17 protein-coding genes are annotated in these 20233 nt (G+C 55.0%); 15 read left to right on the top strand and 2 right to left on the bottom strand.

Annotated elements, in window-relative coordinates; all coding sequences use genetic code 11:
• Positions 1-436: 436 nt before the first annotated feature.
• From ACWHWP_RS16045 to mgtE, 6 genes are all read left to right on the top strand, one after another.
• Positions 437-1552 (top strand): porin OmpC, encoded by a 1116-nt coding sequence (locus ACWHWP_RS16045; RefSeq protein WP_059312821.1) that lies wholly within the window; start codon positions 437-439, stop codon positions 1550-1552.
• A 115-nt stretch (positions 1553-1667) separates the two neighbouring features.
• Positions 1668-2723 carry an FAD:protein FMN transferase ApbE gene (apbE, locus tag ACWHWP_RS16040; RefSeq protein ID WP_059312820.1) on the top strand — a complete coding sequence of 352 codons (1056 nt, stop codon included), beginning with the start codon at positions 1668-1670 and terminating at the stop codon, positions 2721-2723.
• 72 nt (positions 2724-2795) lie between these two features.
• On the top strand, positions 2796-3854 hold the full coding sequence (gene ada, locus ACWHWP_RS16035; RefSeq protein ID WP_059312819.1) for a bifunctional DNA-binding transcriptional regulator/O6-methylguanine-DNA methyltransferase Ada: 1059 nt from the start codon (positions 2796-2798) through the stop codon (positions 3852-3854).
• Positions 3854-4510, top strand: a complete 657-nt coding sequence (gene alkB, locus ACWHWP_RS16030; RefSeq protein ID WP_059312818.1) for a DNA oxidative demethylase AlkB — start codon at positions 3854-3856, stop codon at positions 4508-4510. Before ada ends, alkB begins: the two co-directional genes overlap by 1 nt.
• A 69-nt stretch (positions 4511-4579) precedes the next feature.
• On the top strand, positions 4580-6223 hold the full coding sequence (locus ACWHWP_RS16025; protein WP_059312901.1) for a multidrug ABC transporter permease/ATP-binding protein: 1644 nt from the start codon (positions 4580-4582) through the stop codon (positions 6221-6223).
• Between the two features lie 191 nt (positions 6224-6414).
• Positions 6415-7851 carry a magnesium transporter gene (mgtE, locus tag ACWHWP_RS16020; RefSeq protein WP_063957868.1) on the top strand — a complete coding sequence of 479 codons (1437 nt, stop codon included), beginning with the start codon at positions 6415-6417 and terminating at the stop codon, positions 7849-7851.
• On the opposite strand, the gene ACWHWP_RS16015 is transcribed toward mgtE, so the two are convergent.
• Entirely contained in the window at positions 7814-9103 is a 1290-nt protein-coding gene (locus tag ACWHWP_RS16015) for a SulP family inorganic anion transporter (RefSeq protein ID WP_447856697.1), read from the bottom strand. The genes mgtE and ACWHWP_RS16015 overlap by 38 nt on opposite strands.
• 187 nt (positions 9104-9290) lie before the next feature.
• Between ACWHWP_RS16015 and mqo the strand changes: the two genes are divergently transcribed.
• Positions 9291-10940, top strand: coding sequence for a malate dehydrogenase (quinone) (gene mqo / locus ACWHWP_RS16010; RefSeq protein WP_063428859.1), 1650 nt, complete (start codon positions 9291-9293; stop codon positions 10938-10940).
• 103 nt (positions 10941-11043) lie between these two features.
• On the opposite strand, the gene eco is transcribed toward mqo, so the two are convergent.
• Positions 11044-11547: a serine protease inhibitor ecotin gene (gene eco, locus ACWHWP_RS16005; RefSeq protein ID WP_429054252.1), complete on the bottom strand. Its 504-nt coding sequence runs from the start codon at positions 11545-11547 to the stop codon at positions 11044-11046.
• A 208-nt stretch (positions 11548-11755) separates the two neighbouring features.
• On the opposite strand from eco, the gene ACWHWP_RS16000 reads away from it, so the two are divergent.
• From ACWHWP_RS16000 to hcp, 8 genes are all read left to right on the top strand, one after another.
• A complete protein-coding gene (locus ACWHWP_RS16000) occupies positions 11756-12016 on the top strand; it encodes a DUF2534 family protein (RefSeq protein ID WP_008500962.1) in 261 nt (86 codons plus the stop codon).
• Positions 12017-12141: 125 nt separating this feature from the next.
• Positions 12142-13329 (top strand): MFS transporter, encoded by a 1188-nt coding sequence (locus ACWHWP_RS15995; protein WP_447855999.1) that lies wholly within the window; start codon positions 12142-12144, stop codon positions 13327-13329.
• A 534-nt stretch (positions 13330-13863) separates the two neighbouring features.
• Positions 13864-14355 (top strand): type VI secretion system contractile sheath small subunit, encoded by a 492-nt coding sequence (tssB, locus tag ACWHWP_RS15990; protein ID WP_063428854.1) that lies wholly within the window; start codon positions 13864-13866, stop codon positions 14353-14355.
• 40 nt (positions 14356-14395) lie between these two features.
• Positions 14396-15931 carry a type VI secretion system contractile sheath large subunit gene (tssC, locus tag ACWHWP_RS15985; RefSeq protein ID WP_447855998.1) on the top strand — a complete coding sequence of 512 codons (1536 nt, stop codon included), beginning with the start codon at positions 14396-14398 and terminating at the stop codon, positions 15929-15931.
• Positions 15932-15948: 17 nt separating this feature from the next.
• Positions 15949-17289, top strand: a complete 1341-nt coding sequence (gene tssK / locus ACWHWP_RS15980) for a type VI secretion system baseplate subunit TssK (protein ID WP_059312030.1) — start codon at positions 15949-15951, stop codon at positions 17287-17289.
• Positions 17286-17975 (top strand): type VI secretion system protein TssL, short form, encoded by a 690-nt coding sequence (tssL, locus tag ACWHWP_RS15975; protein ID WP_059312031.1) that lies wholly within the window; start codon positions 17286-17288, stop codon positions 17973-17975. Before tssK ends, tssL begins: the two co-directional genes overlap by 4 nt.
• Positions 17972-19678: an OmpA family protein gene (locus ACWHWP_RS15970; protein WP_059312032.1), complete on the top strand. Its 1707-nt coding sequence runs from the start codon at positions 17972-17974 to the stop codon at positions 19676-19678. Before tssL ends, ACWHWP_RS15970 begins: the two co-directional genes overlap by 4 nt.
• A gap of 4 nt (positions 19679-19682) precedes the next feature.
• Positions 19683-20174, top strand: coding sequence for a type VI secretion system effector Hcp (gene hcp, locus ACWHWP_RS15965; RefSeq protein ID WP_023325816.1), 492 nt, complete (start codon positions 19683-19685; stop codon positions 20172-20174).
• The last annotated feature ends 59 nt before the right edge of the window (positions 20175-20233 follow it).

The raw sequence follows: 20233 nt of genomic DNA, 5'->3' as shown, positions 1-20233 counted from the left end.
ATTACGTAAAGAAAGGTAAAAAAAAACCGAATGCGAAGCATCCGGTTGAATTAGGGATAAACAGACATTCAAAGCTGAATGACGGTAATAAATAAAGTTAATGATGATAGCGAGAGTTATTTTAGAGATTAGGGGCGATCTTGTTTTGTCATTCAGTGCTGTAACGTTTTTTATTGTAACTCGTTGATATTAGTGTAATGTCATTTCTGTTTGATTATAAGTGCTAAATTCATAAGCTATTTGTGCTTTGTAAAAGTTCCTTGATGTTTACATTTTGAAACATGTTGATAGATAAATGAAACATCTTCAAAGTTTTCGTATCATATTCGCATTGGATTATTCTGTAATTTTGAGGAGAATGAAATTGCCGACTGGTTAATGAGGGTTAACCAGTAAGCAGTGGCAATTATAAGGCATATAACAGAGGGTTAATAAAATGAAAGTTAAAGTACTGTCCCTCCTGGTACCAGCACTCCTGGTGGCAGGCGCAGCAAATGCGGCCGAAATTTATAACAAAGATGGCAACAAATTAGATCTGTACGGCAAAGTCGATGGTCTGCACTATTTCTCTGACGACAAGAGTGCCGACGGCGACCAGACTTACATGCGTCTTGGCTTCAAAGGCGAAACTCAGGTTAACGATCAGCTGACCGGTTACGGCCAGTGGGAATACCAGATCCAGGGCAACACCTCTGAAAGCGACAACCAGGCCTGGACGCGTGTGGCGTTCGCGGGTCTGAAATTCGCTGAAGCGGGTTCTTTCGATTACGGCCGTAACTACGGTGTGATCTACGACGTAACCTCCTGGACCGACGTTCTGCCAGAATTTGGCGGCGATACCTACGGCGCAGACAACTTCCTGCAGTCCCGTGCTAACGGCGTGGCGACCTACCGTAACCAGGACTTCTTTGGTCTGGTCGATGGCCTGAACTTTGCTCTGCAGTATCAGGGCAAAAACGGCAGCGTAAGCGGCGAAAACGACACCGGTCGTAGCACCCTGAAACAGAACGGCGACGGCTACGGTGCGTCCCTGACCTATAACCTGGGCGAAGGCTTCAGCATCGGTGGTGCAATGTCTTCTTCTAAGCGTACTGCTGACCAGAACAACACCGCTAACCCGGCGCTGAAGGGTGAAGGCGACCACGCTGAAGTGTATACCGGTGGCCTGAAATACGACGCCAACAACATCTACCTGGCGGCGCAATACTCTCAGACCTACAACGCAACGCGTTTCGGCAACTCTCAGAGCAGCAGCGACATTTACGGTTTTGCTAACAAAGCGCAGAACTTCGAAGTGGTTGCTCAGTACCAGTTCGACTTCGGTCTGCGTCCATCCGTGGCTTACCTGCAGTCTAAAGGTAAGGACATCGAAGGTTACGGCGACCAGGATCTGCTGAAATATGTTGATGTGGGTGCGACTTACTACTTCAACAAAAATATGTCTACCTACGTGGATTACAAAATCAACCTGGTTGATGAAAATGAATTCACCCGTCAGGCGGGTATCGGTACTGACGATATCGTCGCGCTGGGCCTGGTTTACCAGTTCTAATCGCTTCACCGTATAGCACAGGGGCCTGACGGCCCCTTTTTTGTGTTTTTTTTAGGCCCTCACAATTCACCCGTTTTGGTGTACTCTTGCCGCCCTGGCATGAGGATAATAATGAATGGACATGACTTTTTTACGCGCCAGCTTTCTGGCAACCCTTTTTTTCCTGACCGCTTGTGACTCTTCCACGCCGGTGGCAACCCCCGATGCACCCGCCGCGACGGTGCTTGAAGGCAAAACGATGGGCACCTTCTGGCGCGTCAGCGTGATGAACGTTGATAAGACACGCGCAAATGAGCTTCGTGGCAAAATTCAGACGCAGCTGGACGCTGACGATCAGCTGCTGTCGACATATAAAAACGACTCGGCGCTGATGCGCTTTAATCTTTCAAGCACGACCTCCCTGTGGCCGGTGAACGAGGCGATGGCCGATATCGTGACCGAGGCAATGCGCGTGGGCTACAAAACCAACGGTGCGATGGATGTGACCGTCGGCCCTCTGGTGAACCTCTGGGGATTTGGCCCCAACAAGCAGCCTGCCACCGCGCCCGATCAGGCTGCCATTGATGACGCTCGCGCCCGGACCGGGCTTCAGCATCTGACGGTGATCAATCAGTACGGGCAACAGTATCTGCAAAAAGACATTCCCGATCTGTTTGTCGATCTGTCGACGGTAGGGGAAGGCTATGCGGCGGATCATCTGGCTACGCTGATGGCGCAGGAGGGTATTTCGCGCTATCTGGTATCCGTGGGCGGTGCGTTAGTCAGCCGGGGCATGAACGCCAGCGATAAACCGTGGCGCGTTGCGATTCAAAAGCCGACCGATCGGCAAAATGCCGTGCAGGCGATGGTGGATATCAACGGACATGGCATCAGCACCTCCGGGAGCTACCGTAACTATTACGAGCTCGACGGGAAACGTATTTCGCACGTTATTGACCCGCAGACCGGACGTCCGATCGAGCATAACCTGGTGTCGGTAACGGTGATTGCCCCCACCGCGCTGGAAGCGGATGCCTGGGACACCGGGCTTATGGTACTCGGTCCGGAGAAAGCGAAAGAGGTGGTGCGTCAGGAAGGGCTGGCGGTTTATATGATCGTTAAAGAGGGCGACGGGTTTAAAACCTGGCATTCGCCGCAGTTCAACAGCTTCCTCGTGAGCGACAAAAATTAAAAAGCAAGGTTGCGGGTTTTTAATCAGTGGCACTCAGGCACGCTGTATATATGCTTATAAGAGGAGCCGATAATGAGAAACCCGACCTTAATGACCGATGAGGATCGCTGGCTGGCCGTGCTGGCCCGCGATCCGCGCGCTGACGCTCAGTTTGTCTTTGCCGTGCAGACGACGGGGATTTTCTGTCGCCCGTCGTGCCGTGCCCGACACGCGCTGCGTAAAAATGTCCGCTTTTATCCTGATGCCCAGCATGCCGTTCAGGCAGGGTTTCGTCCGTGCAAGCGCTGCATGCCGGATAAACGCGATCCGCATGAGCAGAAGCTGGCAAAAGTGGAACACGCCTGCCGTCTTCTGGAGCAGGATCCTGCGTTAACCCTGGAGAAGCTGGCGCAGCAGGTTGCCATGAGTCCTTTCCATTTCCACCGTCTGTTTAAGTCCGTAACCGGTATGACGCCAAAAGCCTGGCAGCAGGCTGCGCGGGGACAGCGCCTGCGCACCGCGCTTGCTCAGGGAGACAAAATTACCGATGCCGTGCTGGCGGCCGGATTTCCTGACAGCAGTAGCTATTATCGCAAAGCTAACGATGCGTTGGGCATGACGGCGAAGCAGTACCGTAAAGGTGATGCGGCCGTACGTTATGCCATCGATGACTGCTCGTTAGGACGCTGCCTGGTGGCGGAAAGCGAGCGGGGGATCTGCGCGATTCTGCTGGGCGACAACGACCCAGCATTAGCCGAGGAGCTTGCGACGGTATTTCCAAACGCAGAGCACGCGCCGCTGGACGATGCTTTCGCGCGGCGGATCCATCAGGTGATTGCCAGTATTGATGACCGCGCGGTTCCGCTCGCGCTGCCGCTGGATATTCGCGGAACCGCGTTCCAGCAGCGGGTCTGGCAGGCCCTTCGCCACATCCCCTGCGGTGAAACGGCAAGTTACCAGCAGGTGGCGCAGGCGATTGGTCAACCCGGTGCGGTGCGCGCCGTTGCCGGCGCCTGTGCCGCAAACACGCTGGCGATTGTAATCCCCTGTCATCGCGTTGTTCGCAGCGACGGGGCGCTGTCAGGCTATCGATGGGGAACGGAGCGAAAAGCGCTATTACTGAAACGTGAGGCAAAACGCCAGGAGGGATAATGCTCGATCTTTTTGCGGATGCTGAACCCTGGCAGGAGCCGCTTGCGCCGGGGGCAGTTATCCTGCGCCGCTTTGCGCTCTCCCGTGCGGCGGCGCTGCTTGCCGGTATCGAAGAGGTGACGGCCGTTTCACCGTTTCGCCATATGGTGACGCCGGGCGGATACACCATGTCGGTGGCCATGGCCAACTGCGGCGAATTAGGTTGGGCGACAAACGCGCGGGGCTATCTGTATGCGCCGAACGATCCCACCACCGGCCAGCCGTGGCCCCCTATGCCTGCGGTTTTTCAGGCACTTTGTCACGATGCCGCGGTTGCGGCGGATTATGCCGACTTCCGTCCGGATGCCTGCCTGATTAACCGCTACGCCGTCGGCGCGAAGCTCTCTCTGCATCAGGACAAGGATGAGCCCGATCTGCGCGCGCCCATTGTCTCGGTATCGTTAGGTCTGCCCGCCGTCTTCCAGTTCGGCGGATTGCGCCGCAACGATCCGCTCAGGCGCATTATGCTGGAACATGGCGATGTGGTGGTGTGGGGCAGGGAGTCGCGGCTTTATTACCACGGCATTCAGCCGCTGAAGCCCGGGATTCACCCGCTCACGGGCGAGTACCGTTATAACCTGACCTTCCGTCAGGCGGGGTACAGTAAACTAAAATAAGAATTATTCTTGATGTCCGTGCAGGGCAGTTTACACTGCTGGCTGATTTTTATTGTCCGGATTGCCTGCATGCAACTACTTCTCCTTGTCTGGCGTCAGTATCGCTGGCCATTCATCGCCGTAATGGCGTTAAGCCTCGCCAGCGCCGCGCTGGGTATTGGCCTGATCGCGTTTATTAACGTGCGTTTGATTGAAATGGTCGATACTTCGCTCTCCGTATTGCCGGAATTTCTTGGCCTTCTCCTGCTGCTGATGGCGGTAACGCTCGGCTCTCAGCTGGCGCTGACCGCGCTCGGCCACCATTTCGTTTTCCGTTTGCGCAGCGAGTTTATCAAGCGGATTCTGGATACCCAGGTAGAACGCGTGGAACAACTCGGCAGTGCTTCTCTGCTGGCGGGGCTGACCAGCGATGTGCGCGCCATTACCATCGCGTTCGTTCGGCTGCCGGAGCTGGTTCAGGGGATCATTCTGACCTTTGGCTCTGCGGCCTATCTCGCCTGGCTCTCCAGCAAAATGCTGGCGGTGACCGCGCTGTGGATTGCGATCACCATCTGGGGCGGCTTTGTGCTGGTGTCACGCGTCTATAAACACATGGCGGTACTGCGCGAAACCGAAGATAAGCTCTATAACGATTACCAGACGGTACTGGAAGGGCGCAAAGAGCTGACCCTGAACCGCGAGCGCGCCGAGTATATCTTTAACAATCTCTATATCCCGGACGCGCGCGAATACCGGCACCATATTATCCGTGCGGATACGTTCCACCTGAGCGCGGTAAACTGGTCAAATATCATGATGCTGGGAGCGATTGGCCTGGTATTCTGGATGGCGAACAGCCTGGGCTGGGCGGACACGAACGTCGCGGCAACTTATTCGCTGACGCTGCTGTTCTTGCGTACACCGCTGCTCTCGGCCGTCGGTGCCTTGCCGACTCTGCTAAGCGCGCAGGTGGCGTTCAATAAGCTCAAAAAATTCGATCTCGCGCCGTTTAAAGCCGAATTCCCGCGTCCGGAGACCTTCCCGAACTGGCAGACGCTGGAGCTGCGTAACGTCACGTTCCGCTATCAGGACAACGCCTTCTCCGTGGGGCCAATCAATCTGACGATTCACCGCGGCGAGCTGCTGTTCCTGATTGGCGGCAACGGCAGTGGAAAATCGACCCTGGCGATGCTGCTCACCGGGCTTTATCAGCCGCAGTCTGGCGAAATTTTGCTGGATGGCAAGGCGCTGAGCGCAGAGAAGCCCGAGGATTATCGCAAGCTTTTCTCAGCGGTCTTCACCGACGTCTGGCTGTTCGATCGGCTGCTGGGGCCGGAAGGGCAACAGGCTAATCCTGCGCTGGTGGAGAAATGGCTGGCGCAGCTGCAGATGTCGCACAAGCTGGAGCTACAGGACGGGAAGATCCTCAACCTGAAGCTCTCCAAAGGGCAGAAAAAACGCGTGGCGCTGCTGCTGGCGCTGGCGGAAGAGCGTGACATCATTCTGCTGGACGAGTGGGCGGCCGATCAGGACCCGCATTTCCGCCGCGAATTTTATCAGGTGCTGCTGCCGCTGATGCAGGAGATGGGCAAAACCATTTTCGCCATCAGCCATGACGATCATTACTTTATTCATGCCGACCGTCTGCTGGAGATGCGCGACGGCAGGCTGAGCGAGCTGACCGGCGAAGAGCGCGATGCGGCATCTCGCGATGCGGTGGCGCGTACGGCCTGATGCCAATGTGCCGGGTGGCGGCTTCGCCTTACCCGGCCTACGTTTTTGTAGGCCCGTGCAAGCGTAGCGCAGCCGGGCACAATGATTTGCATAATATGCCGATTTTTTCTTCATCCCACTTCGTTGTTTATTCTTATTTACATATCCCCGCGCTATGCTTAATACCAACTTATTTCATGGATTTATGATTAATGTCGGTATTAAAGAAAAACAGCGCCAGGCAGCGTGACCAGGAACGTGCGCGACTTATCTGGCTTCTCACGACCGATAAAGCGGTCACTTCTACGTTATTAGGCAAACTCACCCTGGCTGAGCAATATGATGTCGGCACCCTGGCCGACGATATTGCTGAGGTAGGTGCGCTGGTTGCTCATTTACCCCCGCCGGATCTGGCGGATACCCTTGAAGCGCTCCCCTCAGAAGAACGCCACGCCCTGTGGCGGCTGGTGCAGGATCACGAGCGCGGGCAGGTGCTGCTTGAGGCCTCCGAAAACGTCTGGGATGACCTTATCGACGAGATGAGCGACCGGGATATTCTCGACGCCCTGCAAACCCTGGATATCGACGAGCAGATTTACCTCGTTCAGCACCTGCCGCGAAACCTGACCGGTCGCCTGCTGGCTTCCCTGCCTGCCGATGAACGCGCGCGCGTGCGCCAGGTGATGCACTACGAGAAAAACAGCGTCGGCGCGATCATGGAATTCGGCGTGATCACGGTGCGCCCGGACGTGACGCTCGGCACCGTGCAGCGCTACCTGCGCCGTCTGGGCAGGATGCCGGACAACACCGATAAACTGTTTGTCACCTCGCGGGATAAAACCCTGCTCGGCGAGCTGGAGCTGAAAACCATCCTGCTCAACAGCGCCCAGCGGAAGGTGAGCGAGGTGATGGAAAACGAGCCGATGGTCTTCTCCCCGGAAGACGATGCGGAAAAAGCGGCGCGTACCTTCGAACGTGACGACCTCGTGAGTGCCGCGGTCGTGGATTCCGTCGGCAAACTGATGGGGCGTCTGACCATCGATGAGATCGTTGACGTGGTCTATGAAGAGACCGATAACGACCTGCGTGCGCTTGGGGGGATCAGCGCCGAAGATGACGTCCATGCCTCCGTCGGCAAGGCGGTGAAAACGCGCTGGGCCTGGCTTGCTATCAATTTGTGTACCGCGTTTATCGCCTCCCGCGTGATTGACGGCTTTGAACATACCATTTCGCAGCTGGTGGCGTTAGCCTCGCTGATGCCGATTGTGGCCGGAATTGGCGGCAACACCGGAAACCAGACCATCACCATGATCGTTCGCGCGCTGGCGCTGGAAAATATTCAGCCGGGTAACTTTTCGTGGCTTATTTTTAGAGAGATGGGCGTCGCGCTAATTAACGGCCTGGTGTGGGGGGGCATTATGGGGGGCATCACCTGGTGGTTATACGACGATATGCCACTGGGCGGCGTGATGATGCTGGCGATGGTACTCAACCTGCTGGTGGCGTCGATAATGGGCGTGATTATCCCGCTGACGATGACCAAACTGGGGCGCGACCCCGCGGTGGGGTCGAGCGTGATGATCACCGCCATCACCGATACCGGCGGTTTCTTTATTTTTCTTGGACTGGCGACGATTTTTCTTCTTTAAGCCGACGCTTAGCGCGGGCGGGAAGCAGCGCCATGACGATGATCCCGCCCAGCACGCCAATTGCCAGGTTGCCGGTTGATACCGTTGCGGCCACGGTGACCAGCATCACCACCGTTTCCGCAATCGGGGCATTTTTTAACGTGGCTGGCTGAAGGCTGTGCCAGCTGAACGTTTTAATGGCGACAATCGCCATGATCCCGGCCAGCACGGCCATCGGGATTTTAGCCATCACTTCACTGAGCGCCGTCACGAGAATTAGCAATACGACGCCTGCCGCAATGGTGGAAAGGCGGCTTCGTCCTTTCCCCATCTCCACGTTGACGATGGTTTGTCCGATCATTGCGCAGCCCGCAATACCACCATAAAAACCGGACAGAATATTACCCACGCCCAGCCCGATGCTTTCACGGCGCTTGCTCGACGGCGTTGCGGTCAGCTCATCCACCAGCTTTGCCGTGAGCAGGGATTCCAGCAGGCCGACGAACGCGATACTCAGCGCGCACGGCCAGATGATGCTCAGCGTCTGTAAATTAAGCGGAACCAGCAGCTCGGTTAGCCCCGGTAAACCGCCGCTTATCGCGCCTTCATCACCCACGGTCGGCAGGATTTGACCGGTGGTCACGGTATAAAGCGTCAACACAACAATGGCAATCAGCGGCGACGGGACGCTTTTGATATAGCGCGGTACCCACAGCACGATCAGCACCGTCAGCACGAACAGGCCTACAATCAGCGGGCTTCGGCTCCAGAAGTGAGGTACCTGGGCGAAGAAAATCAAAATACCGAGCGCGTTAACAAACCCGGTCATGACGGCCTGAGGAATAAAGCGCATCAGCCGCGCCATGCCCGATACCCCAAACAGGATCTGAATCACGCCAGCCATCAGTACCGCCGGCAGAATGTACTGCACGCCGTGCTGATGCACCATCGGGCCAATGACCAGCGCGACGGAACCGGCCGCTGCCGTGACCATCGCCGGACGACCGCCCAGCACGGACAGGGCAAGACACAGCACCACGGAGGCAAAAAGGCTGACCTTCGGGTCAACGCCCGCGACCACCGAAAATGAAATAACTTCGGGGATCAGCGCCAGAGCGGTAATCACGCCCGCCAGCGTTTCACGCATCAGAAGTTTGGGTGAGCTGAGGACCGTGGTGACGCGGCCTTCGTTGGGAAAAGCAGGTTGGGGTAAGGACATAACAATTCGCTGGTTAGGGCAGGCTTCCGTGCGCGCGATCACAAAGTGCAGGATAGTAGCCAGAAAATGCCCCTATTGCCAGCCGCCAGCATAATCCCCTACAAACAATCCATCATTAAATTTCACAATTACAATAATTTCGTAACCTTTAAACAATATTTAAAAGTTGTTACCGTGCCCCCGCAGCTTTTTTCACCTGCAATTTCCACGCATCAAGCACTTTTACACTAAGGCATAAATTATGAAAAAAATGACTGCCATGCTCTTTTCTCTGGCCGTGGGGCTTAACACCGTCTCTATGGCGGCGAAAGCTGACGCACCAAAAGAGCAGGAAACGGACGTCCTTTTAATTGGTGGCGGTATCATGAGCGCCACGCTGGGAACCTATCTGCAAGAACTGCAGCCGGACTGGTCAATGACCATGGTCGAGCGCCTTGATGGCGTGGCGCAGGAGAGTTCGAACGGCTGGAATAACGCCGGTACCGGACATTCGGCACTCATGGAACTGAACTATACGCCGCAGAAAAAGGACGGTTCCATTAGTATCGAGAAGGCGGTAGAAATCAACGAAGCCTTCCAGATTTCTCGCCAGTTCTGGTCTCACCAGGTCAACAGCGGCGTGATGCACGATCCGCACTCCTTCATCAATACCGTACCGCACATGAGCTTTGTGTGGGGCGAACAGAACGTTAACTTCCTGCGCGCGCGCTACGCGGCTCTGCAGCAGAGCACGCTGTTCCGCGGCATGAAATACTCTGAAGACCACGCGCAGATCAAAGAGTGGGCTCCGCTGGTCATGGAAGGTCGTGACCCGAACCAGAAAGTCGCGGCGACCCGCACCGAAATTGGTACCGACGTCAACTACGGTGAAATTACCCGCCAGCTGGTAACGTCTCTGAAGAAGAAAGAAAACTTCAACCTGCAGCTCAGCACCGAAGTGCGCGGTTTCAAGCGCAACGCGGATAACAGCTGGAGCGTGACCGTTGCCGATCTGAAAAACAATGAAGCCGAACACGTCATCAAGGCGAAGTTTGTGTTTATTGGGGCAGGTGGCGCGGCGCTGAAGCTGCTGCAGGAGTCCGGTATTCCGGAAGCGGACGACTATGCGGGCTTCCCGGTTGGCGGTCAGTTCCTGGTGTCCGATAACCCGGAAGTGGTGAATCGTCATCTGGCAAAAGTGTACGGCCAGGCTTCTGTCGGTGCGCCGCCAATGTCCGTTCCGCATATCGATACCCGTATGCTTGACGGCAAGCGCGTGGTGCTGTTCGGACCGTTCGCGACCTTCTCCACCAAGTTCCTGAAAAACGGCTCTCTGTGGGATCTGCTGAGCGCCACGACCACCTCTAACGTCAAGCCGATGATGGATGTGGGGCTGGATAACTTCGACCTGGTGAAATACCTGATTAGCCAGGTGATGCTCTCTGACGACGACCGTTTCGAGGCGCTGAAAGAGTACTATCCGCAGGCGAAGAAAGAAGACTGGCGTTTGTGGCAGGCGGGTCAGCGCGTACAAATCATCAAACGCGATCCTAAAGAGGGCGGCGTGCTGCGTCTGGGTACGGAAGTGGTGAGCGATAAGGATGGCACCATCGCCGCGCTGCTGGGTGCTTCACCGGGTGCGTCTACTGCTGCGCCAATCATGCTGCACCTGATGGAAAAAGTGTTTAAGGATAAAGTTTCCAGCCCGGAATGGCAGGCTAAGCTGAAAACCATTATTCCATCCTACGGCACGAAGCTGAACGGTAACGTGGACGCGACGGAGCAGGAGCTGGAATACACCAGCCGCGTACTGCAGCTGCAATATGTGAAGCCGCAGGCTGCTGATGCTGCACCAAAAGCGGAGCTGAAGCCTCAGGCGGAAAACAAACCGGTTGCGGATATCGCGCTGTAAGATAAAAGCAAAACGGCAACATACGTTGCCGTTTTTGGTATTTTCCCCCTCTCCCTGTGGGAGAGGGTTGGGGCGAGGGCACCAGAGCGCACCCGACCTGGTTTTAACGTACTACCGCTTGTCCGACATTCTCATCAGCCTTCCACACGCGATATTTCACCTCGACGTTTTCAGGCGTATATACCACGATTGGCAGCTTGCTGTTGTAGCGCAGCAGACTGTTGTCACCCAGATACGCAGTCACAAATTTCTTCTCTTTTTTGCCGTCCGGGCAGGCCATCATGGTTGAGACCGGAGACGTCACTTTATCAAAGACGTAATAGTCGTAACCCCAGCCTTCCAGGGTTTTGCTTTCAAGTTGACCGCCCAGACGGTGCTGGTTGCAGTCCACTTCCAGCGTCTTGCCAATTAACAGTTCCACTTTGAAGTTCCCTTCATCCTGCTGAACCGGTAACTGAATCACCTGACGCTTCATCCCTTTGTCCGCTTTCGGATACGGGGCAACTTTTTCCAGCGGCTGCTCTTTTGGGGTATCGCTGGCGAAAGCACCGGTGCTGGCGCACGCGGCGGCGATGAGGGCGATGGCAAATTTAGGTGCGTTTTTCATTGTCATTCCTTTATGTCAAAACGATCCTGCACAGGTTAACATAACAACTATAAATGATTGGTGTTATTTACTTACATTTTCAATATATACAGAGTTATAAGCTTTTAATTTGCGTGTTATATGGTTGTTTGTGCTGGTGTGGAGTGGGGTGTCAGTTCGTGTTATTTTAAGCACTCTATAATGTTATTCATCTGTAAAGGGAAGAGAGATGGTTCGTGCAAAACTTAAAACACCTGAAGGCCGCAAATTTCTCCTGGCGCTGCTGGTGGTATTTATGATTGCTGCCGCGTGCGTTGGGCGGGCAACCATTGTTGGCGTTATCGAACAGTACAATATCCCCCTCTCAGCCTGGACGACCAGCATGTACGTCCTGCAATCGGCCATGATCTTCGTCTACAGCCTGGTGTTCACCGTTCTGCTGGCCATACCGCTGGGCATTTTCTTCCTGGGCGGTCGCGAGAAGCACTAAGCGTCGATATGCGAAAACTAAGCCATCCTGCGGGGTGGCTTTTTTTATGTCTGACGATATTTTACCCGCACTTCCAGGATATTCTGTTTCGAGCAAAATGTTCAACATACAGCAGGAGATGCGCAATGTTATCCCGGTTTGCAACACTCAGCCGGATCCCGAAAGGCGTCTGGGTTGTTGGGGGGGTCAGCATGTTGATGGATATCTCCTCGGAGATCATTCACAGCCTGCTACCGCTGTTTATGGTGACGACGCTCGGCGCCAGCGTGATTTTCATCGGTTTGATCGAAGGTCTGGCCGAAGCCACTGCGCTGTTTATCAAGGTATTTTCCGGGGCAATTAGCGACTATCTGGGTAAACGTAAAGGGCTGGCGGTGCTGGGCTATGGTCTCGGCGCGCTAAGTAAACCGTTGTTTGCTATTGCCTCTTCGTCCGGCATGATTCTGGGGGCACGGTTAATCGACCGGGTGGGGAAGGGGATTCGGGGGGCGCCGCGCGATGCGCTGGTCGCTGACGTTACGCCGCCGGAACTCCGCGGCGCGGCCTTTGGTTTGCGTCAATCTATGGACACCGTGGGCGCATTTCTCGGCCCGCTTTTGGCCGTTGGCTTGATGCTGCTGTGGAACGATGATTTTCGTACCATTTTCTGGATTGCGGTGATCCCCGGCGTACTCGCCGTTGCCTTGCTTTTCTTCGGCCTGCATGAGCCTAAAACCCCTGTCGAGCATAAACGAACGAATCCCATCAAACGAGAGAACCTCAGGCGTCTGGGTAAAGGCTGCTGGTGGGTGATTGGGTTAGGCGCCGTTTTCACACTCGCACGTTTCAGTGAGGCATTTCTTGTCCTCCGTGCCCAGCAGTCCGGCGTGCCGCTGGCATTGATCCCGCTGGTGATGGTGGCGATGAATCTGCTCTATTTCCTCTCAGCCTATCCGTTTGGCAAATTGTCCGACGTCATGAGCCACACCCGATTACTGCAGTGGGGGCTGGTGGTGCTGATAGGAGCGGACATTGTGCTGGCGCTGAGCACCCACTGGGTGGGCATTATTTTAGGCGTTGCGCTTTGGGGTGTGCATATGGGGATGACGCAAGGATTGCTGGCGGCAATGATTGCTAAAACCGCGCCAGCGGATTTACGCGGCACGGCTTTCGGTATTTTTAGTCTGGTCAGCGGCGTGGGATTATTAATAGCCAGCGTGGGAGCCGGGGTGATATGGGAAACGTTTGGCGCGGAATATACGTTTTATGCTGGTGCGGTGATTTGCCTGGTTGCGCTGGTGTATCTGCATAAAAAACCTGAAACGGTAAGATAGTATTTTTTTAGTGGGTAAAAATGTGGAAATAATGGCTTCTGGTTGACCTTTTTACGACGAGTCATCATTTTTTACCAAAGAGATTTTAGGGGTTAATGAAAATTCCGAGTTATGTAATTTTCTGATGCATTAACCTTATCTATAGAAACGGTCTTTTTCTGGACTAGGCATCTTTATTTTTTTATCCATATGTTAGCCGGTAATCTTAAACGATAGTTTTTATGCTCTCTTTATAAGATTTTTCCAATGAAATTGATTTTCATCAATAAAATACGTTAACCCAACAATAAATCTGTTATTTCTTCAGGCCGCCGATTTTAAAACTACCTTGTCGGCTAAAGATGGCTTAATTACGCCATGGTGAAGCCGTTAGACAGTGCTTTCATTACTCCTTTTTGGCATAAATCACTTACGAAAATTCCTAACGTAGATCTTTGATCTGTAAAGTTGATCTTGGTTGGTTCATTGCTCTATTATGCATGCGTAAACAAACGTCGTTCACTCAACAATCATTCCTCAAGGAAAGGGACTGCTATGGCTGATACGTTCCAGAATGAAGTACCCAAGGCGCGCATTAATTTAAAATTATCCCTGCATACGGGTGGTGCTCAGAAGAAAGTCGAACTGCCGCTTAAACTTCTCACCGTCGGTGATTTCAGTAATGGCAAAGAGAACCGACCATTATCCGAAAGGGAAAAAATCAACGTCAATAAAAACAACTTCAATAGTGTACTTTCGGAATTTAACCCGGAAGTAAATCTGAGTGTGAAGAATACGCTGACTGACGATGGTTCTGAGGAAGCTATTAAACTGAATTTTTCCGATATTAAAGACTTCGAACCGGAGCAGGTCGCCCGTCAGATCCCACAGCTTCGCGCCATGCTTGCCATGCGTAACTTATTACGGGATCTCAAATCCAATCTTCTTGATAACGCCACTTTCAGAAAAGAACTAGAGAAAATTCTTAAAGACCCGGCGCTGTCTCAAGAATTACGCGACGAAATGAGTGCTCTGGCGCCGAAATAAGCGGTGCTCGTCTTTTAATGGATTAATCGGGAATATGCTGATGTCTGTAAATACTGAAAATGCCTCCGTTCAGGGGCAGACCACACTACGTGAAAAAGAGAGCGTATACGCCTCCCTGTTTGACAAAATCAACCTGACCCCGGCCTCAAGCCTGGGCGATATCAATTCGTTTCTGGACGATGCGGCGCTGTCCGATGCGCCGGCTGGTGAACGCCTCACGGCGGCGATGCAGGTGTTTATGGACTGCATCCGCAAATCCGGTCAGCAGGTAGAAAAGCTCGATAAGTCGCTGATTGATCACCATATCGCGGAGCTGGATTACCAGATCAGTCGCCAACTGGACGCGGTGATGCACCATGAAGCGTTCCAGAAAGTAGAATCTCTGTGGCGCGGCCTGAAGCAGCTGGTGGACAACACCGACTACCGCCAGAACGTGAAAACCGAAATTCTGGACGTGTCCAAAGATGACCTGCGCCAGGATTTTGAAGATGCGCCGGAGCTTGTACAAAGCGGCCTGTACTGGCATACCTACACCGCCGAGTACGACACCCCTGGCGGAGAGCCGATTGGTTCCGTGATTTCGGCCTATGAGTTTGATGCCAGCCCGCAGGACATCGCGCTGCTGCGCAATATCTCGAAAGTCTCTGCCGCCGCGCATATGCCGTTTATCGGTGCTGTCGGTCCGGCCTTCTTCCTGAAGGAAAATATGGAAGAGGTCGCCTCCATTAAGGATATCGGCAACTACTTCGATCGCGCCGAGTACATCAAATGGAAAGCGTTCCGTGACACCGACGACTCACGCTATATCGGGCTGGTAATGCCGCGCGTACTCGGACGTCTGCCATACGGTCCCGATACCGTACCGGTGCGCAGCTTCAACTACGTTGAGCAGGTGAAAGGCCCCGATCACGAGAAGTATCTGTGGACCAGCGCGTCGTTCTCTTTCGCTTCAAACATGGTTAAAAGCTTCATCAATAACGGCTGGTGCGTCCAGATCCGTGGGCCGCAGGCGGGTGGGGCGGTAAAAGATCTGCCGATCCATCTGTATGACCTGGGCACCGGTAACCAGGTGAAAATCCCGTCTGAGGTGATGATCCCCGAAACCCGCGAATTTGAATTCGCTAATCTGGGCTTTATCCCGCTGTCGTACTACAAAAACCGCGATTACGCCTGTTTCTTCTCGGCCAACTCTGCCCAGAAACCGGCGCTGTACGACACGGCTGATGCCACCGCTAACAGCCGCATCAACGCGCGCCTGCCTTACATCTTCCTGCTGTCGCGTATTGCCCATTACCTGAAGCTCATTCAGCGTGAAAATATTGGTACCACCAAGGATCGCCGTCTGCTTGAGCTCGAACTCAACACCTGGGTACGCGGTCTGGTCACCGAAATGACCGATCCGGGCGACGAGCTGCAGGCATCGCATCCGCTGCGTGATGCGAAAGTTGTCGTGGAAGATATTGAGGATAACCCGGGCTTCTTCCGCGTGAAGCTGTTTGCAGTGCCGCACTTCCAGGTGGAAGGGATGGACGTCAACCTGTCGCTGGTTTCCCAGATGCCGAAGGCGAAATCGTAACGTAAGGCAGGAAGCCGATGAAAACGGAACAACCGTTATGGGGCAGGGGCATAATGGTCTCTCCCCAGCACTTCCAGCAACAGGTCGCATATGCGGCCTGGTCTGCAGAATGCATCGCCCGACTGGGTCTTTCCCATCCCTGGGGAGTGATTGAAGCCACTTTCGAACCGGAAGCACTGAAGCTGGGACGTCTGCAGGCCCGTCATCTGCATATGCGTTTTCAGGACGGTACGCTGATTGATACAGACAATGCTGACGACCTGCCACCCGTGTTATCACTTGAGAGTGAATCGCATGAGGTTGTGGTGGTGCTGGCACTTCCTTTGCTGCGGGCTAACGGCGGTAACTGCCTGAAACCCGATGAGGTGGCTGAGCGCCCTGTTCGCTATCGCCAGCGCTGGCGGGATGTGCGCAACGCCTTTGGGGAGGACACCCGCCAGATTGCGGTGATGAAGCCAGAACTGACCCTGCGTTTTGCCCATCAAAACAACAGCGATTATCTGACCTGTCCGGTTGCCCGCCTCCAGCAGGATTCACAGGGGAGCTGGGTTCTTGACGGGGGGTACATTCCGCCACTGCTGGCTTTACAGGGCAGCCGCTGGCTGGTGACCCAGTTGGAACAATTGCTGACCCAACTGCGGGCGCGCCTGAGCCGTCTGATGGCAATGCGCCGTGAAAGCAATGAGCGTATGGCTGACTTCGCCGTGGCTGATGTGTCCCTGTTCTGGCTGCTCAATGCCCTGAACAGTGCCGAGCCCGTGCTGGGTCAGTTTCAGCGTCAGCCGCAAAGTCCCCCTGAACGTCTGTATCCTGAACTGGCACGTCTGGCGGGCAGCCTGCTGACCTTCTCGCTTGAGCACCAGGTGAATGCAATACCGGTCTGGCAGCATGAGCAACTGAATAATGTCTTCCCACCGCTGTTTGATTTACTGGGCGACCTGCTGGAAGCCAGCCTGCCGTCGCGGGTGGTAGCGATTGAGCTTGAGCATGATGCCCGGCTTCACTTCTGGCAGGCTCGTCTGCATGACCCGCGTCTGCGTGAAGGGGCAGATTACTACCTCTCTGTGCGTTCACCTATGTCGGTGGCACAGCTGCAGGAGCAGTTCCCGCGCCAGTGCAAGGTCGGCAGTCCCGACCATGTCAGAAGTATCGTCAATTCATCGCGGGTGGGTGTGCCTCTGACGCCACTGCGTCATGTGCCGGCAGCTATTCCACTGCGTCTGGAAAACCAGTACTTCAGCCTTGATGTTTCTCATCCTCTGACCACTGAAATGCTTCAGGGTGGGATCTGTATGTTTTACGTCCCGGGGATGCTCGGCGAGCCTGAACTTGAACTCTTTGCGGTACTGAGAACATGAGTGAGCCTAAACGCGGCACCGCCGCGTCCATTGATATTGATGCCCTTTTGCAGGACACCTGGCTGCAGGCGATCAGCCTGCGTCACGGTCCGACTTTCCAGGATGGAGAAGGGCGTACGCTGTGGGAGCGATGCATTGCCGATGTGGAGCGCGTACAGCATGAGCTGAAAGCGAGCGAACTTGATGAAGCCAGCTGCCGGCATATTCTCACTGCACAATGTGCTCTGCTTGATGAGGCAGTTAAAGGCCGCGGTGTGGAGGATGACGCCTGCCTGCAGTGGTATGACATTCCCTTGCAGGGACACTTCCTCGGCACCATGGACGCCGGTGATACCCTGTGCGATCGGATGCGCGACGTGCTGCGTGAACCGGCTCCAGACCACGCCGTTGTGACCTGCTTCCAGCGGGTCATGATGCTGGGGTTCCTCGGTAGTTTCCGCTCCCTGAACGATCCGGAGCGCCAGAAACTCATTAATGCGCTTGATGAGTATGTCACGCCGTTCAGCTATCCACAAACCCATCCCGTTCTTGCAGAAAGTCGTGCAGGAAGAGGAATGGGCGGCTGGCTGGCATCATGGCCTGTACGCATTGGCCTGAGCGTGGTGGTGGTTGCCGCACTATGGTGGGGACTGGATCGCTGGCTGGATCAGACGCTGCTGACCCTGCTGCCGGGAGCCGTGAAATGAGTTCTGCACAACAGCGCGTGCTTGTGCTGTGGGCCGCCCTGCTGAGTGCAGTGGTCTGCCTGGGGTTTCTGCCGGCTTCCCGTCTGGTTTCTGTGCTCGTTCTGCTGATGGTACTGGGGCTTATCGTGGTGCTCTGGTATGCCGCCAGTCGTCGCGTGAAGCACGATATCTGTCTGAGTCTGGATGATCTGCCTGAAGCTACTTACCGTCAGCCTGTGGTGCTGGTCTGTGGCGATCTGCCGCTGGCCTGGCCGCATCAGTCGCCAGTACTGACCGTCACGCAGGGATGCTGGATCCGCGTGGAGGACCATCAGGATCTGGAGCAGGTCGCCCGTCAGATATTGTGGCTGCGTCCTGACTGGGAACGACAGCTGTCGGTGATGGTCAATGTCTGCCCGCAGAAACATGCTGACAGTGGAGCACTGACCAGTCGCCTGCTGAGCCTGCGCTGGCAAATCAGCCAGCTGCGTAAAGAAACCGGTCACGGTGTGCCGCTGGTGCTGAATGGTCAGATCGGCAGCGCGATGACGAATGACATGCTCTGGCAGGCGGCTATCCCGGGTGAAGGGGTGAGGGTCTGGCGCGAGTGTTCAGTGCCAGGCTCAATCGCTGCATGGGTCACCACCGGCGGAACGCCTGCCATGCAGCAGCAGGTGCTGATGAACAGCCTGATGAGCTGGTTCCATCAGCACGTTAAAACCGTCTTTATGGATGAGAACCCCGATGTGCCGGTCATAGCACCTGCCGTGGTGCTATGGGGAATGGGACCAATCCTGGCCGGAAGCCTGGCCACATCGGCCTGGACGACGTGGCTGTCCCGTCACACCGCGATGCAGCAGGTGTCTGGCTGGCAGCCAGTGGGAACGGACAGTACGGTTATTTCCCCGTTCCCGGATTTTATCCTGCCATTGCTGCCGGAAGGGCGAGGCCTGACGCCGCGTGAGCGTACCTGGCGCTGGGCGCTCGGGATCTTCACCCTGGCGTCCATTGCTTCGCTGCTCAGCAGTGGCTGGAACAATCACCAGCTGCTGCAACGCGTGAGCTTCGATATTGCACGCTACGACCGTATTCCGATGAATGATTTCGGCCCGAAGGCCGACGCTGTTGCCGTCCTGCGTGACGATGCGGCACTGCTGGATGACCTGGCGCGCAATGGCGTGCCGATCCGACTGGGTCTGGGCCTGTATCAGGGGGAACGTCTGCGCATGCCTGTGCTGGAAGCGATCCGCTCGTATGTGCCACCGCCGCCCAAACCGCAACCGAAACCCAAACCGGTACCGAAAATTGTACGTCTCGACAGCATGTCGCTGTTCGATTCTGGCAAGTTTGTGCTGAAAGCGGGCTCCACCAGAATGCTGGTGAATTCGCTGGTCGGCATCAAAGCGAAGCCGGGCTGGTTGATTGTCGTGTCCGGGCATACCGATAACACCGGCAATCCGCAACTGAACCAGACGCTGTCCCTGAAGCGTGCTGAAGCGGTGCGCGACTGGATGCGTGACACCGGCGACGTGCCGGAAAGCTGTTTTGCAGTGCAGGGCTATGGCGAAAGCCGTCCTGTCGCAACCAACGACACTCCGGAAGGGCGTGCGCTTAACCGCCGTGTCGAAATCAGTCTGGTACCGCAGGCGAATGCTTGCCAGATACCAGGCAATTCCAAAGCGTCATCGCAGGATGATGACGTATCACAACACAATGGAGAGTAATTCCATGGCAATTCCTGTTTATCTTTGGCTGAAAGACGACGGCGGCGCGGACATTAAAGGTTCTGTGGACGTTCAGGATCGTGAAGGCAGCATCGAGGTGGTGGCTCAGGAGCATAACCTGTACATCCCGACCGATAATAACACCGGCAAGCTGACCGGCACCCGTATTCACACGCCTTTCCTGTTCACCAAAGAAATCGATTCGTCCAGCCCGTACCTGTACAAGGCAGTGACTACCGGTCAGACCCTCAAGTCTGCGGAATTCAAGTGGTACAAAATCAACGATGCGGGTCAGGAGGTGGAGTACTTCAACACCAAACTGGAAAACGTGAAAGTGGTGAAAGTGAACCCTGAAATGTATGACATCAAGGATCCTTCCAAAGAGAAGCATAACCATCTTGAGCGCGTAGAACTGCGTTACGAAAAAATCACCTGGACCTACAAGGACGGCAACATCATTCATTCCGATTCCTGGAACGAACGCGCCACCGCGTAAGCCCGATGCGGACAGGGTTTCCTGTCCGCAGTTTTTTGCTGAGTGCCTGTCCGAAATGG

This window comes from Enterobacter sp. WI-ESBL-E8, assembly GCF_053364895.1.
The sequence above is the reverse complement of the archived record's forward strand: the minus strand, read 5'-3'. Positions and strand labels throughout refer to the sequence as shown.